Source organism: Pedobacter sp. Leaf132, from assembly GCF_920984695.1.
In the GTDB taxonomy this organism is placed as follows: Bacteria; Bacteroidota; Bacteroidia; order Sphingobacteriales; family Sphingobacteriaceae; genus Pedobacter.
Genome location: NZ_CAKLBO010000009.1, coordinates 92,874 through 109,450 on the forward strand (window position 1 = coordinate 92,874; position 16,577 = coordinate 109,450).

General features: G+C 35.2%; 20 protein-coding genes and 1 pseudogene. 15 read left to right on the forward strand and 6 right to left on the reverse strand.

Features of this window, described 5'->3' with window-relative positions; translation table 11 throughout:
- Window positions 1–137: 137 nt before the first annotated feature.
- Together dinB and LUA86_RS15445 are read left to right on the forward strand one after the other, a co-directional pair.
- Window positions 138–1,238 (forward strand): DNA polymerase IV, encoded by a 1,101-nt coding sequence (gene dinB / locus LUA86_RS15440; protein WP_231464324.1) that lies wholly within the window; start codon window positions 138–140, stop codon window positions 1,236–1,238.
- A gap of 119 nt (window positions 1,239–1,357) precedes the next feature.
- The gene (locus LUA86_RS15445; RefSeq protein WP_231464326.1) at window positions 1,358–1,942 is read left to right on the forward strand and encodes a hypothetical protein; all 585 of its coding nucleotides are present in this window, start codon (window positions 1,358–1,360) and stop codon (window positions 1,940–1,942) included.
- 30 nt (window positions 1,943–1,972) lie between these two features.
- Here LUA86_RS15445 and LUA86_RS15450 read toward each other — a convergent pair whose 3' ends face one another.
- Window positions 1,973–2,620, reverse strand: coding sequence for a DUF1349 domain-containing protein (locus tag LUA86_RS15450; RefSeq protein ID WP_231464328.1), 648 nt, complete (start codon window positions 2,618–2,620; stop codon window positions 1,973–1,975).
- 115 nt (window positions 2,621–2,735) lie between these two features.
- Here LUA86_RS15450 and LUA86_RS15455 point away from each other — a divergent pair, with 115 nt between their 5' ends.
- From LUA86_RS15455 to LUA86_RS15470, 4 genes are all read left to right on the forward strand, one after another.
- Entirely contained in the window at window positions 2,736–3,488 is a 753-nt protein-coding gene (locus LUA86_RS15455) for a response regulator transcription factor (RefSeq protein WP_231464330.1), read from the forward strand.
- A 177-nt stretch (window positions 3,489–3,665) separates the two neighbouring features.
- A complete protein-coding gene (locus LUA86_RS15460; RefSeq protein WP_231464332.1) occupies window positions 3,666–3,938 on the forward strand; it encodes a hypothetical protein in 273 nt (90 codons plus the stop codon).
- On the forward strand, window positions 3,925–4,224 hold the full coding sequence (locus LUA86_RS15465; RefSeq protein WP_231464334.1) for a hypothetical protein: 300 nt from the start codon (window positions 3,925–3,927) through the stop codon (window positions 4,222–4,224). The genes LUA86_RS15460 and LUA86_RS15465 overlap by 14 nt, the downstream gene beginning before the upstream one ends.
- A gap of 154 nt (window positions 4,225–4,378) precedes the next feature.
- Window positions 4,379–4,846: a DUF1905 domain-containing protein gene (locus LUA86_RS15470; protein ID WP_231464336.1), complete on the forward strand. Its 468-nt coding sequence runs from the start codon at window positions 4,379–4,381 to the stop codon at window positions 4,844–4,846.
- Between the two features lie 71 nt (window positions 4,847–4,917).
- Here LUA86_RS15470 and LUA86_RS15475 read toward each other — a convergent pair whose 3' ends face one another.
- Entirely contained in the window at window positions 4,918–5,283 is a 366-nt protein-coding gene (locus LUA86_RS15475; protein ID WP_231464338.1) for a helix-turn-helix domain-containing protein, read from the reverse strand.
- Between the two features lie 124 nt (window positions 5,284–5,407).
- On the opposite strand from LUA86_RS15475, the pseudogene LUA86_RS15480 reads away from it, so the two are divergent.
- Window positions 5,408–6,202: pseudogene (locus LUA86_RS15480) on the forward strand (SDR family oxidoreductase).
- A 20-nt stretch (window positions 6,203–6,222) separates the two neighbouring features.
- A complete protein-coding gene (locus LUA86_RS15485; protein WP_231464340.1) occupies window positions 6,223–6,537 on the forward strand; it encodes a nuclear transport factor 2 family protein in 315 nt (104 codons plus the stop codon).
- A gap of 63 nt (window positions 6,538–6,600) precedes the next feature.
- Here the strand turns inward: LUA86_RS15485 and LUA86_RS15490 are convergent, their stop codons facing one another.
- Entirely contained in the window at window positions 6,601–7,281 is a 681-nt protein-coding gene (locus tag LUA86_RS15490; protein ID WP_231464342.1) for an NADPH-dependent F420 reductase, read from the reverse strand.
- A gap of 19 nt (window positions 7,282–7,300) precedes the next feature.
- Window positions 7,301–8,632: an NtaA/DmoA family FMN-dependent monooxygenase gene (locus tag LUA86_RS15495; protein WP_231464344.1), complete on the reverse strand. Its 1,332-nt coding sequence runs from the start codon at window positions 8,630–8,632 to the stop codon at window positions 7,301–7,303.
- Window positions 8,633–8,726: 94 nt separating this feature from the next.
- Here LUA86_RS15495 and LUA86_RS15500 point away from each other — a divergent pair, with 94 nt between their 5' ends.
- From LUA86_RS15500 to LUA86_RS15515, 4 genes are all read left to right on the forward strand, one after another.
- Entirely contained in the window at window positions 8,727–9,092 is a 366-nt protein-coding gene (locus LUA86_RS15500; protein ID WP_231464346.1) for a helix-turn-helix domain-containing protein, read from the forward strand.
- Window positions 9,093–9,166: 74 nt separating this feature from the next.
- A complete protein-coding gene (locus LUA86_RS15505) occupies window positions 9,167–10,045 on the forward strand; it encodes a GNAT family N-acetyltransferase (RefSeq protein WP_231464348.1) in 879 nt (292 codons plus the stop codon).
- Window positions 10,046–10,145: 100 nt separating this feature from the next.
- Window positions 10,146–10,559: a VOC family protein gene (locus LUA86_RS15510; protein ID WP_231464349.1), complete on the forward strand. Its 414-nt coding sequence runs from the start codon at window positions 10,146–10,148 to the stop codon at window positions 10,557–10,559.
- Window positions 10,560–10,845: 286 nt separating this feature from the next.
- Window positions 10,846–11,280, forward strand: coding sequence for a VOC family protein (locus tag LUA86_RS15515; RefSeq protein ID WP_231464351.1), 435 nt, complete (start codon window positions 10,846–10,848; stop codon window positions 11,278–11,280).
- A gap of 170 nt (window positions 11,281–11,450) precedes the next feature.
- Here the strand turns inward: LUA86_RS15515 and LUA86_RS15520 are convergent, their stop codons facing one another.
- Window positions 11,451–11,981: an NAD(P)H-dependent oxidoreductase gene (locus LUA86_RS15520; RefSeq protein WP_231464353.1), complete on the reverse strand. Its 531-nt coding sequence runs from the start codon at window positions 11,979–11,981 to the stop codon at window positions 11,451–11,453.
- An 88-nt stretch (window positions 11,982–12,069) separates the two neighbouring features.
- On the opposite strand from LUA86_RS15520, the gene LUA86_RS15525 reads away from it, so the two are divergent.
- Window positions 12,070–12,426 carry a helix-turn-helix domain-containing protein gene (locus LUA86_RS15525; protein WP_231464355.1) on the forward strand — a complete coding sequence of 119 codons (357 nt, stop codon included), beginning with the start codon at window positions 12,070–12,072 and terminating at the stop codon, window positions 12,424–12,426.
- A 5-nt stretch (window positions 12,427–12,431) separates the two neighbouring features.
- Here LUA86_RS15525 and LUA86_RS15530 read toward each other — a convergent pair whose 3' ends face one another.
- Complete coding sequence (locus LUA86_RS15530; RefSeq protein ID WP_231464357.1) at window positions 12,432–13,208, reverse strand: phosphatase PAP2 family protein; 777 nt, start codon at window positions 13,206–13,208, stop codon at window positions 12,432–12,434.
- A 94-nt stretch (window positions 13,209–13,302) separates the two neighbouring features.
- Between LUA86_RS15530 and LUA86_RS15535 the strand changes: the two genes are divergently transcribed.
- Both LUA86_RS15535 and LUA86_RS15540 read left to right on the forward strand, forming a co-directional pair.
- Window positions 13,303–13,788: a GNAT family N-acetyltransferase gene (locus LUA86_RS15535; protein WP_231464359.1), complete on the forward strand. Its 486-nt coding sequence runs from the start codon at window positions 13,303–13,305 to the stop codon at window positions 13,786–13,788.
- A gap of 162 nt (window positions 13,789–13,950) precedes the next feature.
- Window positions 13,951–16,536, forward strand: a complete 2,586-nt coding sequence (locus tag LUA86_RS15540; RefSeq protein WP_231464361.1) for a PAS domain-containing protein — start codon at window positions 13,951–13,953, stop codon at window positions 16,534–16,536.
- The last annotated feature ends 41 nt before the right edge of the window (window positions 16,537–16,577 follow it).

Genomic DNA, 16,577 nt, shown 5'->3' on the forward strand with positions numbered 1-16,577 from the left:
TCATTAAATAAAGTTCTTCAAAGCATTTAACTTAATCGTAACTTGTTACTTCATATATCGATGAACTACTGCTATATTTTGTAAAGAAAAATAATCTCCTCAATTTATAAAGTTAAAAACCCGATTTTAGCATGTAAATGCCGGAGGAAAGCAAACAAAATTTCAGAAAAATTATCCATGTTGATATGGATGCATTTTATGCATCTGTAGAACAGCGTGATTTTCCAGAATACCGCGGCAAACCTTTGGTTGTTGGCGGCAAGCCCGATAGCAGAGGCGTTGTAGCTACGGCCAGTTACGAGGCCCGGCAGTTTGGAATTCGCTCGGCCATGTCTTGCAGTAAGGCCTATCAACTCTGTCCGACAGCGATTTTTGTATATCCGAGGTTTGATGCTTATGTTGCCGTTTCTAAAAGTATAAGGGAAATTTTTAGCCGTTATACAGATATAATTGAGCCACTTTCTTTAGATGAAGCTTATTTAGATGTTACTGAAGATAAATTGGCTATCGGCTCTGCCATTGATATTGCGCAATCTATAAAAGATGCCATCAAAAACGAGTTAAATCTTACGGCCTCTGCTGGCGTTTCGATAAATAAATTTGTAGCCAAAATTGCATCAGATATGAACAAACCTGACGGTTTAACTTTTATCGGTCCATCAAAAATTAAAGCTTTTATGGAAAAGCTACCCGTAGAAAAATTTTTTGGTGTGGGTAAGGTTACTGCAGCACGCATGAAAGCCATGCAACTAAATACCGGTGCCGACTTAAAAAAACTTACGGAGCAGCAAATGGTAGCACAATTCGGTAAAACCGGAAAATTCTATTACAAAATTGTGCGGGGTATAGATGAACGGCCGGTGCAAGCCCACCGCGAAACAAAATCTGTTGGTGCCGAAGATACATTGGCAAATGATACCAACGAGGCATCTGTTATGCATAGTCTTTTAAATCAAATTAGCAGTACAGTTGCCCGGAGATTAGAGCAAAAACAACTGAAAGGAAAAACAATTACTCTTAAAATCAAATTCGAAGATTTTAAACAGATTACAAGAAGTCGCTCTTTTGCTGCCCCGGTTTATAGTGCAGAAATCATTTACAGCGAAGCCATCAATTTATTAAATGAGGCTGAAATTGGATTTGCCAAAGTAAGGTTATTGGGCATTACAGTTTCGAGGTTTTACGATGATTTAATTGTTGATGGAGAAAAAGATAATCAATTAGAATTTGAATTTTAGGATTTAAGGTCTTTCCACAGCGCCAAATAACAAACAATAAACCAACTATTTAACTATAAAAATAATATTCATTGTAATAAAAAAAACGTTATCTTAACGTTTCAATAATTTTTTGTACGATGAAATTAATGGTCAAAAAAAATGCAGAGGCATTAGAAAAAGAACTGAACTGGCTTCAGCAAGTTATAGACATCAGTATAAAAACCTTTTTCGATTTAGACCATAATATAGAAAGCATCTACGATATTGAACCGCCCGATATTAGTGATGGAGAATCTTTCTACGCTGAAGTGCTTAAAAGGGATAATGTTAGCGTACAGGAAAGAATTGTTTTACTCTTAGCTTTGGCACCACACATCAGGCCAGAAATTTTTGATGTATTTTTAAGTAAAAACTCTTTATACGACAAAAACTATACTGAGTTTGGTGGCTTAAAGGATAAGAATTACGATGGTTTTATACCAACTGGAGAAACTGCTGCCTTTATTTTAGCGGGTAAAGATTTAGAAAAACGGTTTCACCTGTTTAACTTATTTTGCGACGAACACTTTTTTAGTAAACGAAACATATTAAACATTGTAAAACCTAAAAATTACGAGCCATATTTATCTGGCGCTTTAATACTTTCGTTAGAATATTTGAGCTATTTAACTATTGGCGTTTCAAAATTTACCGCACCCGCAGCTATTCATTATCAACCGTAAACATACCAACAGAACTAATAATATAAGGCTTTATTGATGATTTTTTAGCCATTCCAATCTGCGTTGATCTGGTAAATGTTTAACCGAAAAATTTTCAAATTTAGCTTCAAAGCCTGCACCATCCGGACTTGCAGCCATTAAACCCACTTGCACAGGTGCATTATCTTGCAAAGGCGCATTACGTGTAAGGATGTAATTTTTATCATCAAGCGAATAAAAAATTTCTACCGCATCTAATCTGCGTACAACTTTTATCCAAATAAATGCCGGCACTTTATCGAGCGTTAGTACACTCCAATCGCTTTTTTCATGCGTAACCACAGTACTTACATTAAACTTTCTGTCAACAAATTCTACACCTGTTTTAATGTAGTTTTTATGGTCGGTTCTTATCATTAAACCCATCTGGTCGAAACGGGCTTTGTAAGCACCTGTTAACTTTACTTTGGCTTCAAACTCGCCACCATAGTTTGCAAAATAAAATGGCGCATCATCTACAGTGAAACCGTAGTGAGCAATACGCCAGTAATCACTTTGTGGAGTTACCTGCATAATCAGGCTGTTATCTTTTATTTGCCATTTTGCAGGTTCATTAAACCATTGCATTTTTTCAAGCGTTTGCGCTTTAAGTTCTGATAAGCCAAAAACTAAACCCAATGCTAAAAATATTTTTTTCATATCTGATATTTGATGCTGGAATTACTAAAACCAACAGTCTACTTTAGTATGTTCGCAAAGTTATTCATCATCGAAAAAATATTCAATGGTAAAAAATAACCACAACAAACCTAAGATGAGAGCGCACCTTGATATCAAACTTTTTTCGCAGACTTTTCAGAATGATTTAACTACGGATGCGCAATTAAGCTCGGCGAAATCTATTGCGCAAATGTATTGCAAGCTCGAAAACTGCATTAGCGTACTCAGCGATTTAAAGGCAAGAAACAGTTACCTATATTATAGCGGCATTGCAGATAATATTGGCCTAACGAATAAAGAATCTGAAATTAAATCTATTTGGGAGGATGAACTTTTAAACCGGGTTCACCCTGAAGACCTCTTGAAAAAATATCAGATGGAGTTTCAGTTTTTTAAAATTTTAAGTGAAATCAATATTAACGAACGAACAAATTACCAGGTTGTTACGCGATTGAGAATCAAAAATACCGGGGGAAAATACATTTTGCTACAACATCGTTTGGTTTACTTAGGCAGCAATGATGATGGCAGCGTATGGCTCGCACTTTGTTTGTATAACCTGATTAATGAACATTTGGAATTCACCATTCCGCAGGCTGTTATAATTAATACACTTACCGGGAAGGTAATTGAACATGATGAGCAAAAGATTAAATATATTATTACAGAAAGAGAAAGGGGAATTTTACAGCTGATTAAACTCGGTTATAGAAGTAAGGAAATTGCCGAAAAACTTTCTTTAAGCATTAATACCATAAACCGGCACAGGCAAAATATTTTCAACAAACTAAACGTAACCAATGCTTTCGAGGCCTGCAAAGTAGCGGAAACAATGGGTCTGCTATAATTTTCTAAGCTTTAAACATTCGCAAAGCCGAAATAGCTGGTTTGAAGGAAAACACGATTTAAGATGGTTTGAGTAGAGAAAATTTCACGAATAAATAGTATTTTCTATTTTAGATTTACGAATGTTATTAAATTCGGATAAACGCAATGCGTAAATTTAGAAGTTATCTGTAATGCTATGAAGAACCTAACGCAAATAATTAACAATTTTTCTGATTGGGAAAAACCGTGGACATTTTACAAATCTATTATGGACAATTCAAATATTACAGAAATTGAGAAAGAGTTTTTTTCAAAAGTATATAAAGAGGCTTCACAATATGAATTATGGAATTTTACTGATTTAAAAAAAGGAGCTGAAAACTCAAGACAATTTTTAAAAAAAAATACCAATTTTGACCAAAAAGCCGTGAACCAAATAGTAAATTCAATTGCTTATGAATGGAGATGAAAAAGTTTTTGAAAAAATTCTAACAATTAATGAAATCGAAGAAATAGAAAATGCCTTGTCATATAACTGTGCTTCTGCAGTTGGTTATGCAAATAGCAAATTATTACCAATAATTAATTTTTTCAAAAATACAAATTGCGAATTAAAGGTAAAAAAGACTGATAAAATAATCTCTTTTGACAGTTTGCAATCCTTCAAAAATTGGCTTAAAGAAGCAAAATATGATTGTATGTATTATGAATTAAGAATAACGAATATTGAAAACCTAATAAAGCACTACAGATAACAAGGGTTTTGCAATAGTGGGGCGAAACTGCAAAGTTCAACAGTATTTCTTCGATTGAACTTTAGTACAAAATTGAAGATTTGTGCTTCGATTGCCCCACCATCGCAAAGCCCCAAAACGTTAGCGGAAAGGCTAAAAGATAACCCTATTACAAATGGACTACATTATAAAAGACGAAAAGCTTGAACTAATCTACGAACACGGAAAAGGTGCTTGGACATACCATTTGCGTATTCGAAATTCAAAAAATATTGATGGAAAATGGGGCGACATAAAAGTTTCAGGTTTCGTTGATAATTATAAAATTGAAGCAAGAAATCTTGCACCAATAAAGGGCGAAGACAAAATGCTTTCTATAAATGGCGAAATACGAAAAGCAATCAATAAAAAAGGTGGCGACATTGTTACTGTTACGCTTTATCTACTTTCAAACCAAGAAAAAGTAACAGAAAAAGAAATTTTGGAAACCTTCAAAGAAGCAGGAGTTCTAAAAGCCTTTGAAAAATTGCATGATGAAGATCAAAAGGAAATTTTGGGGAAAATTGCTTCTACAAAATCGGAAGACAAACAAACTAAAGTGATTTTGAAATTTATTGACCAATTAAGCAAAAGCAATAATTAAACAGACTCACTTGAATATCTCCTTTATTTGGTATTATCACCATCCACAAGAAATACCTAACTCTCACACCACTAACTTTCGATTGTCAACCGTTTTAGTATAACGGTACGTAAATGTGCCTCATTTTTATCTCCCCACTCTCCTATTGCTGCAATTACAGGAATCAGTGTTTTGCCAAAATCAGTTAAACTATATTCTACCTTTGGCGGTACTACCGGGTAAATTTTCTTGGTAATCAATTCATGGTCTTCTAATTCTTTCAGTTGAATATTCAATACACGCCTTGTTGCATCTGGAATTTTCCGCTGTAATTCACTCGGACGTTGATGGCCTTGGTTAATAAACCATAATAAGCGGATTTTCCATTTTCCGTACAACACTTCACCAATCAAATCTAAACCACAATTAAGGTTCGGTATAATTTTCCTTTCATACATAAGGCAAAATTAAATCAATGTTCCAAAATGTGCAATAGGAGAAAAATTTATCCCTATCCGAATCGTAATTCCGTACTTGTAATAACTACACATAAGTCTGAATTTTGACCTAAACAATTATACAATGGAACAACATTTTAATTTCAATAATGAGTTGTCGGGCAAAATTGCCTTGGTAACCGGTGGTACAAAAGGTGCAGGTAGAGCAATTGCCGAGAGGCTTTTACAAGCTGGCGCAACGGTTATTATTACTGCCCGAAACCCACCAGAAAAACACGACGGAAACATGCATTTCATTCCTGCAGATTTGAGCAAGACTACCGATGCACAAAAAGTAATTAGTGATATACTTTCGTCTTACCACAGGCTAGATATTTTGGTTAATAACCTGGGTTCGTCTGTAACTCCTGCCGGAGGCTTTGCTGCATTAAGCGATGAAGATTGGGAATCAATGCTACAAGCTAATTTACTAGCACCCATTAGATTGGATAGAGGATTTTTGCCACAAATGATTGAACAAAAAAGTGGAGTAATTATCCACATCGCCTCTATTCAAGGCAAACTACCGTTATACGACTCTACACTTCCTTATGCTGCTTCAAAAGCAGCCTTAATAAATTATAGCAAAAGTTTATCTAACGAAGTAACCCCCAAAGGTATTCGGGTGCTAACTGTTTCGCCGGGATGGATTAATACAAATGCCTCAAAAGCCTGGTTGGGTGAAATTGCACGAAATGCAAACAGCAGCATAGAAGAAGCATAACAAGGCGTAATGGATGCTTTAGGCGGAATACCTTTTGGCAGGCCTGCCGAAGCAGAAGAAGTAGCAGAATTGGTCGGTTTTTTGGTTTCACCAAGAGCTAATTATTTAACTGGGACAAATTTTGTAATAGATGGCGGCACGGTGCCAACAATTTAATAACCAAAAATTAAACAGATATGAATTTACCAAAAGTATTAACAGAATTAGTAAAAACGCAGAATAGCTTTGATAGCGTTGCGTATGCAAAGTGTTTTACAGAAACAGCCGTAGTTTTTGATGAAGGTAAAACGCACAACGGACGGAAAGAAATAGAAAATTGGATAGCAAAAGCAAATAAAGAATATCAAGCAACAATGAAACCTCTTGAATATTCTGAAACACAACAAACGCTAAAATCCGAGGTATCAGGAATATTTCCGGGTAGTCCGATTATATTAACTTATCATTATGAATTTGAAAATGGTTTGATTAAATCATTAAAAATTGTTTAATGGCAATGTGAAGGCAGACAATTTTTCAAACTTCTGCTTTCACATATTTGAAACCTCTATTATCTAAAAATAAGGACGTGCCATCTCATCTGCTTTAGCAAGGTTTTCGGAATGTGTTGTAATATCTGCTTTTTGTAATGTCATTTTTAATTGTTCCTTATTTAAATCCTGACAATATGCAGGTTCACCGGGCTGTTGCCTCCACGAATCAGATAGCAATCCACCATCAATTGCATCAAAACCAATTTCATTAATTAAATTTTTAACAACTTGTTTGTGCTCTTCCTTATCTCCGGCAACCGACAATGCAATTCTATTTGGACTGCCGGCAGCAACAGCTTTTGAAGACAAACTTGGAGCAACAATATTATTAAAAGCCTTAATTACAGGATGACCAATTACTTTGGCTGTCCATTCACTATCTGTCAATCCGTTTTTTATATCTGCTATTTCACCATCACGAGATGGATAGTAATTTCCTGCATCTACAATAATAGCTTCTGAAATACATAGAATAGTAATAGGTAATTTAACCAATGCTTTTTGTGGTATGGCAATAATAACAAGGTCTTTTGCACTTGCGGCTAGTTCAACGGTTACTGGGGTTGCACCTGTTTTTGCTGCAATTTCGACAAGTGTTTCAGGTCCTCTAGAATTTGCAATAGTAACTTCATGACCTAAGTTTATTAAATATCCTGCTAATGCACTTCCGATATTACCGGTTCCAATTATTCCTATTTTCATATTATATATTTTTATTATTTTAAATTTTAAACTCGTGGGTCAATCCGTATTGATTGGGTGCACCAAGGTGCTCTCGCAAAGTTTTGCCTTCGTAATCTTGGTGAAAAAGTTTACGTTCTTGTAAAATGGGAACAACTTCGTCCACAAAAGCACCAATTCCATCGGCATTAACATCAGGCGAGATACAAAAACCATCGGCTGCACCTGTTTCAAACCACTCTTGCATATGGTTTGCGGCTTCAATTCCCGGGCCTACAATTACGGGATGATAATCGATAACACCATGCGCCAAAATATCACGAATACTCCAACCTTCTCTGGCAATTTTTAAAGCGTTAGCAGACCGTGGGTCGTAATATGAAGGTCGGGCAATATCCAACAAAGATTTTGAAATTGGTTCGTTAAACCTTAAGGCATTAAGTGGAACACCCAACATTTGTTGCAAATAACCAATTCTTTGTAACAAAAAATCTCCACTTAACCGAATACGGCGGTCGAGTGCAGCACGTCTGTCTTTCGCGATAGTGGTCATCAAACCTGGAATGTATTTAATTTCGTCAGGGTCACGACCAAAACTTTCTGCAGCTCGTTTAAAAGTATTTCGCTGGTCTTTTGCATCTTCAATTGTAAATGCCGAACCAATAACTACATTGGCAAAACGCCCTGCTAATCGATGTGCATTTGGGCTTCCTCCGGCGTGAAAAATAATAGGTTGCCCCTGTTCAGATGGTGGAATATAAAGCGGGCCGCTTGAACTCACAAATTTACCCTGTAAATTAATAGGTGCAATCTGATCTTTTTTTGCAAATTGGCCACTTTGCTGATTGTGTACCCAAGCATCTTTTCCCCAACTTCCCCAAAGCGCCTGAATGAGCTGTACCACTTCATGAGCTCGTCCATATCGGTCTGCACTCGAAGGAATTTTTCTCCCGTAATTAGCTGCAACATCTTCTCCGCTAGAGGTTATTGCATTCCAACCTGCACGACCATGGCTCATCACGTCGAGAGCTTTAAATTGTCTGGCTAAGTTGAAGGGCTCATTAAAAGTAGTAGAACCAGTAGCAACCAAGCCAATATACTTTGTTTCTCGGGCCACAGCCGCAAGTGTAAGCATAACATCGAGGTTAAATGCAGGTGCATCTGTATCAATATCTGCCATAACAGCGCCAGGCCCATCGGGCAAAAATAGAAACTGAAACTTACCTCGTTCTGCTGCCTGTGCCTGTTTTACCCTTGCATCGAAACTAGTGTAACTTTTAGGGTCGACACCTGGAAAACGCCAAGCTCCCGATTGAGAGCCATAACCGTTGCCAAGGTGCAAACCAATCAACATTTGTTTATCAATTTTCATCCAACTTAACTTATCATAAATTACTTTGCAAATTTACTTATATATACTTTCCTTTGTATAGCGCTTTCCCAAAAGAAAGTAGAAAATATTTATTATGGCGAAAAGTAAAAATCATTGCAGTTGTTTAGACACAGTAAAGCCTGTTAGAGATGCGCTTGATGTGATTAATGGAAAATGGAAATTGCCAATAATTATTTCAGTTGGTGTAGGCAATGAAAGATTCACAGATATTCAAGAAAGTATTGCAGGCTTAACACCAAAAGTTTTAGCTAAAGAATTGAGAAATTTGGAGCAGCATCAACTTATAAAAAGAATAGTTATTGATGATTATCCTGTAAAAATATGTTATAAACTAGAACCTTACGCCGATACCTTAACACCAATTATTTATGCTTTAAAAGATTGGGGAACAAATCACAAAAATAAGATTTTTACAAAAAGCGTAGACTTAAATACCTGACATATAGACAAAAATCCCTGAGAATGGATTTCACTATCTTTATATAAAAAGAATCACTAAAACTTGTATAATACATGGTTTCAATTGATACGTTTAGAAAATTGGCTTTATCTTTCCCGGAAACAACAGAAGAACCTCATTTTGATAAAACTTCTTTTAGAGTGAAAAATAAAATCTTCGCAACTTACGATTCATCAGAAAAAAGGGCTTCTATAAAGTTATCAGAAATTGACCAGGATGTTTTTTCTTCACCAGATAAAACAATTATTTACCCTGTTAATAACAAATGGGGAAAGCAAGGCTGGACAATTATTGAAATGGATAAGGTGAAATCAGAATTATTTGTTGATGCCTTAAAAACAGCTTATTGTGAAGTGGCACCCAAAAAACTTGCAGACCAAATCAGGCAAGAAAATACTAACATAGAAATGGATAATATCACTATCGAAAAAACTAGTTTGAATGACATTGACCAATTAAGAGAAATTGGCCGACAAACATTTTATGAAACATTTTCAGACAGTAATTCTGAAGAAAATATGACTAATTACCTGGAAAGTAGTTTTTCTGTTGAAAAGATAAATGCTGAGTTACATGATGAAAATGCTGAATTCTTTTTTGCAAAAATAGGGAGCAAAATTATTGGTTATTTAAAACTCAACTTCGGCCAATCGCAAACAGAATTAAAAGACAACAAAGCGCTTGAAATAGAAAGGATTTATGTTTTGAAAGCATTTCATGGCAAAAAAGTTGGACAAATACTTTACGATAAGGCTATAGAAATCGCCAAAAATAAAAGAGCAGATTATGTTTGGTTAGGTGTGTGGGAAGAAAATAAAAGGGCCATAAGTTTTTATAAAAAGAATGGCTTTGTTGAGTTTGATAAGCATATATTTAAACTCGGTGATGATGAGCAAACAGATATTATGATGAAACTAAAACTGAAAAGCTAAACCAAAACAAAACATTGCAAGGCTACAAAATCAATGTTTTATATACAGCTCATTATTTATAACTTTAAGAAGAAAAAATAATTAAACATATCTATCCAAAATGAACAACCAGATATTTATTAATTTTCCGGTTAAAGACCTTCAAAAATCTTTAGATTTTTACACCGCATTGGGTTTTACAAATAATCCTCAATTTTCTGACGATTCGGGTAAATGTATGATGTGGAGCGATAACATTTTTGTAATGCTGCTTAGCCACGAAAAATTTTCAAGCTTCGCTACAAAACCTATTGCTGATACAAAATCTGGTTTGGCCGGACTTTTTTCTCTATCTGTTGCAAGCCTTGATGAAGTAAGTAAAATTGTAGATGCTGGGTTAACTGCCGGCGGAACTGAGCCTAATGAAATGAGGGATTATGGTTTTATGCAACAAAGAACTATCGAAGATTTTGATGGCCATACCTGGGAAATTTTCTTTATGGATATCACTAAGTTTCCACGGCGAATAAGCTGAATAGTATTATGCTGGAGAAATTATACGAGAACAAAACAGATAAGCAACTAAAATCTAGTTTAAATATCTATGCTGCACTTTTGATTTTATCTATCATCATACCAATAATATTTATTTGTATTGGTTATTTCACATCGGGCAGGTTGCAACTATCACGTTCAGTAACCTTTATAATAATTATTATTTGGTGCTCAATTAACGTTAATTATCTAAAAAAGGCACTAAAGAAAAACAGCACTTAATAGCATTTTAGCAGTAAATCATAAACAATAAAAACTAATTCAACATGGCAATAATTAATCCCCACATCAACTTTAACGGCAATGCCGAAGAAGCATTTACATTTTATAAATCAGCCTTCGGCGGAGATTTTTCGAAAGTTATCCGTTTTAAAGATTTGGCAAACGATGAGTTTCCGGTTTCTGAAAAAGAAGAAAATAAAATTATGCACATCGCTTTGCCAATAGGGACAGGTAGTGTGTTGCTAGGCAATGATGTTCCCGAAATTTTAGGCAAAACCAACGAAAACGAAAACAGGAGTAAAATTACTATCCAAACAGAAAGTAAAGAGGAAGCAGATAAATTGTTTAATGGGCTTTCTGCCGGCGGACATATTGAAATGCCAATAGGCGATAGTCCTTGGGGAACGTATTTTGCAATGTTTAGAGATAAATATGGTATAGAATGGATGATAGATTTTGATCCGAAAGAAGCTATTTAATCAAAGCACAAGGTTTTCAATGTAGCAAAAAACGCCTGTTGTTATTTGTTTAAGAAAGATTTACCTAAACGGATTTAATGTTGCTGGATAACCACCATCGCATTAAATCCGTTAATGATGATGCAAAAAAAGTAAAATTTCTTTAAACAAAATTTAGCTCTGCCATTCCTCTATAAAGTGTCTAAAAATGCCAGATATGGCTGCACACTTTTTTCAATGTGTTCTGTGGAGGAATTTAATTCTATGCCGTAATAAGCAAAAAAAGGTTGATAATCTGCTTTAACGTATTCAAAAGAGAGTTCAAAAGGCCGGGTTAATTCTGCAAGCGTATATTTATATTTTTCACCAGCATTGTATTCTATTTCTTCCACGCCAACCGTCATTGCTAAAGCGATTTTCTTGCCAGATACTTTATAACCGCTTTTACTTCCATAAGCCCAACCGTGTATCAAAACCTCATCAAACCATTTTTTAAGTAATGCGGGGCAACTAAACCAATAAACCGGGAACTGAAATACAATTTTACCATATTTTTCTACTAGTTCCTGCTCTCTTAAAACATCAATTACTCCATCAGGATATTGTTGATGCAAATTATGTATGGTATAACGTTCTGGATGCTTTTCCAATTCAGCAACCCATCTTTTATTTATTAAAGATTTTTCTAAATCTGGATGGGTTACAATTACTAAAATTTTCATGTTTCTTAATTTTTTCCAAATGTAGGGGCAACACTATTGAATTTGTATATTAGCAACCAATTGTAATGTACTATCAAAAATGTAAGTAATGTCTGAAATCAAAGAAACCTCTACCAACTTTGCAAATAAGCAAGCCTTAGGCGAAGAGTGTGCTGAAGTTTATGCTATAAATTTAATCGGCGGACAATGGGCTTTGGTAATTTGCTCCTGGTTATTGAATGGTAAGCTTCGATTTGGAGAATTAAAAAAATTGTTACCCAACATTACCGAAAGAATGCTAACCTTACAGCTTAGAAAATTAGAAGAAAATAAAATTATCACACGTAAGGTTTACGCTCAGGTGCCTCCAAAAGTAGAATATGAACTTACCGAAATTGGTTACGAACTAAAACCGATTATTTTAGATTTGGAAAAATGGGGCGCACGCCACAGAGCATCACTTTAGCAATTTTAAAATCTTTTAACTAATGCAAAACCTTTAATCCCACTACCATACATTGGCAATATGGCTAAATTTTTATCTCCCTTTGCAGAAAAAACATGCTTAATGTATGGGTAAACCAAATAAGATATTTTAGTGGCTGCAATGCCAAAACCTGCACCCCCTACTACATCGCTAAACCAATGTTTATTGTTATACATTCTTAAGGTTCCGGTGGCTGCAGCTACAAAATAACCTGCATAACTAATCCATGGGTTTTTATTTTTATACTCCTGATGTAGAAACTCTGCTGCCATAAATGCAGAAGCTGTATGTCCGGAAGGGAAGGAATTATTTCCGTTATCATTTGGCCGCATTCTGCCAACACCTTGTTTTACAAAATGTGTTGATACACCCATAATTGCCGCAGAAGTTAGGTACAACATAGAAGCATCGAAAAGATTATGCTCACCTTTTACGCCCGATAAATTTAGTGCATAAACAGAAAGCATTGGCGCAAACTGCAAATAATCATCTACATGAGCTGCAAATAATGGATGGTCTTCCTGAAGTTCACCTTTGGTACTTACATCAAGCTGTTTTAACGCACCATTATCATAAACCGCAGCAAAACCATAGCCTATAAGCACTGCAGGAGCAATAAAAGAAACTGCCTTAAATTTTTGTTTAGGTACGATATCAGAACTGCTCCATTTACTTGTAACAGTATCGGGACTAAAATTCTGCGAAAATATGGCTAAAGGAATTAAAAATAAACTTAAAAATGCCGAGGCAATCTTTTTCATATACGGATGATTTTATTCAAAACTATAATTCAAATTTGAAGTAATTCTGAAGTTTCATTGGCAGTAAAAAAATCCATTCTTATATCTTTGCTATATGGAGATAAGGTTAGCACGCAAAGAAGATGTTTCTGCAATTATGCAATTGGTAAAAAAAGTTGTTCCGCTTATGCGAGCCACAGGTAATTTCCAATGGGATGATGACTATCCAAACCCAGCCGTTTTCGAAGCAGACATTGAAATTGGACAGCTTTGGGTTGCTGTTTTAGATGAAAAGATTGCTGGCGTTTCAGCTATAACAACAGACCAAGACCCCGAATATGCAGATGCGGGTTGGGATATTACAGAGCAAGCTATTGTTACCCATAGATTGGCGGTTAACCCGGATATTCATGGAAAAGGTATTGCGAAAGCCTTAATGCAACAAGCAGAAATAGTTGCCAATACAAAAAATATAAAAATTCTTCGGGTAGATACCAATAACCAAAACCAAGCTACAAACACTTTATTTCCGAAATTAGGCTATAGTTTTAGTGGTGAAATTAGTCTGGCTAAAAGACCGGGATTAAGATTTTTTTGCTAACAGAAATTATTATAGCGATTGATGTTTTGAGGTAAATTTGCCAACCAAAAACATTGCCTTCTATGTAACGCTTAACTATTCCCAAAACGGCTAAGCTAGAATATTGATAATACAAAAAACAAAAAGCCTTTTAAATATATTTGTTAGTATTATCGATGGTTTATGTCAGCTGAAAACAGATTATCTAATGAGGATATTCAAAATATTCTATTTCATTCAAAGTATGCGACGGCCATATACACCGGAAGCTCGATTGTAATCGAATTTGCAAATCAGGCAATGTTAAATCTGTGGGGAAAAGATAAAAGTATTATCGGTTTAACATTAGATGAAGCTGTACCAGAACTGAAAGGACAACCCTTTAGTACCATGTTAAAAGATGTGTGGGAAACCGGTAAAACGATTATACATCGAGATATGCCTGCAGAACTTCGCATTGCAGAAAAACTCCAGTTATTTTATTTTGATTTTGAATATAAACCATTATTTGATAATACGGGTAAAATTTATGGCATATTACATACCGCAATCGAAGTAAGTGAAAGATTAATAGCGGAGCAGTTAGTTTACGAAAAATCTGTACGTGAACAAGAACTTACCAATGAGCTAATTGCAATTAATGAAGAATACCAATCAACTAATGAGGAGCTTAATAAACTAAACGAACGTTTTAATTCTGATAACAAAATATTAACCAGCTCCAATCAAGAACTTTCGATATCAAATTTTGAACTTGCAACAGAAAACCAACAGCTTGGTTATTCTAATACAAACCTTCTTGGAGAAAATATCCGTTTGGATACAAGCGAGAAAAAAGCGCTGGCTTTATTAAAAGATGCCCCTGTAGCAATTGCCCTAATCAAAGGGGAAGATATGGTTCTGGAAAGTGTAAATAATAAAATGTTGGCTTTGCTAGGTAAAGAGGATTCAATTATTGGAAAACCGATAATGGAAGCCATACCAGAACTTAAAAAGCAAGTTCTACCACAATTATTAAAGGAATTTTTTGAGGAGCGGGTGAGCAAGCATATCCCTGAAATAAAAATATTTTTTGAGCGTGCAGGCCAGATGGTTCAGGGTTATTATGAAATGGCTTACCATCCCTTAGAAAATGAAGAAAATGCTACTTCAATGATGCTGGTACTACACGATATTACAGAGCAGGTTAAGGCTAATACAATTATAGAAGAAAGTGAAAGAAAAATAAAGACCTTAGTTGAGCAGGCTGCAGTTGCCATTATTGTTTTTAAGGGAAATGATTTAACCATTGATGCGGTAAATCCTAAAATGTTGGAGCTCTTAGATAAAAAGGCTGAAATTGCAGGAAAACCTTTGTTGGAAGCTATTCCTGAATTAGCAGGACAACCACCCTACGAGCTATTAAGGCAAGTTTATACCACCGGGAAAACGCTGACAGGGAACGAAACCGCCCTACAACTTAAACGCAATGGCAAAATACAAACAGGTTTTTACAATTTTACCTACACTCCATTGATAGAAAATGGTAAAATAACAGGGATTATTGATATTGCAGTAGATGTTACCGAGCAGGTAATGGCCGCCAAGCTAGTTAGAAAATTGAATGATGAACTTGCTACTGCAAACGAAGAGCTGTCGGTAACGAATAAACAGATAATTACAACCAATCAGATGCTTACTGATATAAATGAAGACCTCATTTTATCGCGGAAGCAGCTAGAACAATCTGAACAAATACTTAGAATGGCGATTGAGGCTGCAAATTTTGGCAGTTGGAGCATAGATGTCCATTCACGAGTGCTTATTTCTTCCGCTCGATTTAAGGAACTGTTTGGATTTCATCCGCAGGATAAGGTTACGCTAGCCGATTGTTTACATCAGATTACGGATGATTTTAAACCAGCTGCAGAAAGTGCAATAAAAAGTGCCCTAACTCATCCTGAAGAATTTGATTTATCATTCACTATAAGAACATTTAACGACCAAAAGATAAGGTGGCTACGTACTGTAGGTAATTTAACTGAAGGTGCGAATACAGAAAGTTCATCTTTTACTGGTATTATTATGGATATTACCGAGCAGAAAAAAGACGAACAGCGAAAAAATGATTTTATTGGCATGGTAAGCCACGAGTTGAAAACGCCATTAACATCATTAGGCGCATATATACAACTTCTTCAAAAAATAAATATTAATAATACAGAGAGCCATACCATAAATGCTTTGGATAAAGCCGGGCAGCAGATAAAAAAAATGAATACCATGATTAATGGTTTCCTAAATTTATCTCGTTTAGAATCTGGAAAAATCCATTTAGAAAAGAATGAATTTGAATTGAATTTATTGGTTGAGGAAATAATATCTGAACTTTTATTAACTTCTTCAAACTATAACATTGCGTTGCAAACATCTGTTTCTGTAAAAGTGAAGGCAGATAGAGATAAAATAGGCAATGTAATTACAAACCTCCTTTCAAATGCAATAAAGTACTCTCCGAATAACAAAAATATTGAGGTTTTTTGCAATATAAATAACAATAACGCAGAAGTTTTGGTAAAGGATTATGGTATGGGCATTAAGCCAGAAAACTTACCAAATCTTTTCGACCGCTTTTACAGGGTAGAAGGCAAACAAACCAGTACAATTTCGGGCTTTGGAATTGGATTATATTTAAGTGCCGAAATTATTCAAAGGCATGGTGGAAAAATATGGGCAAATAGCGTAGTTGGAAAGGGCTCTACTGTTGGTTTCAGTTTGCCACTCCAATAAAAGGGCATCCTTGGTTATGAATGCCCTTTTTATTTAAAATC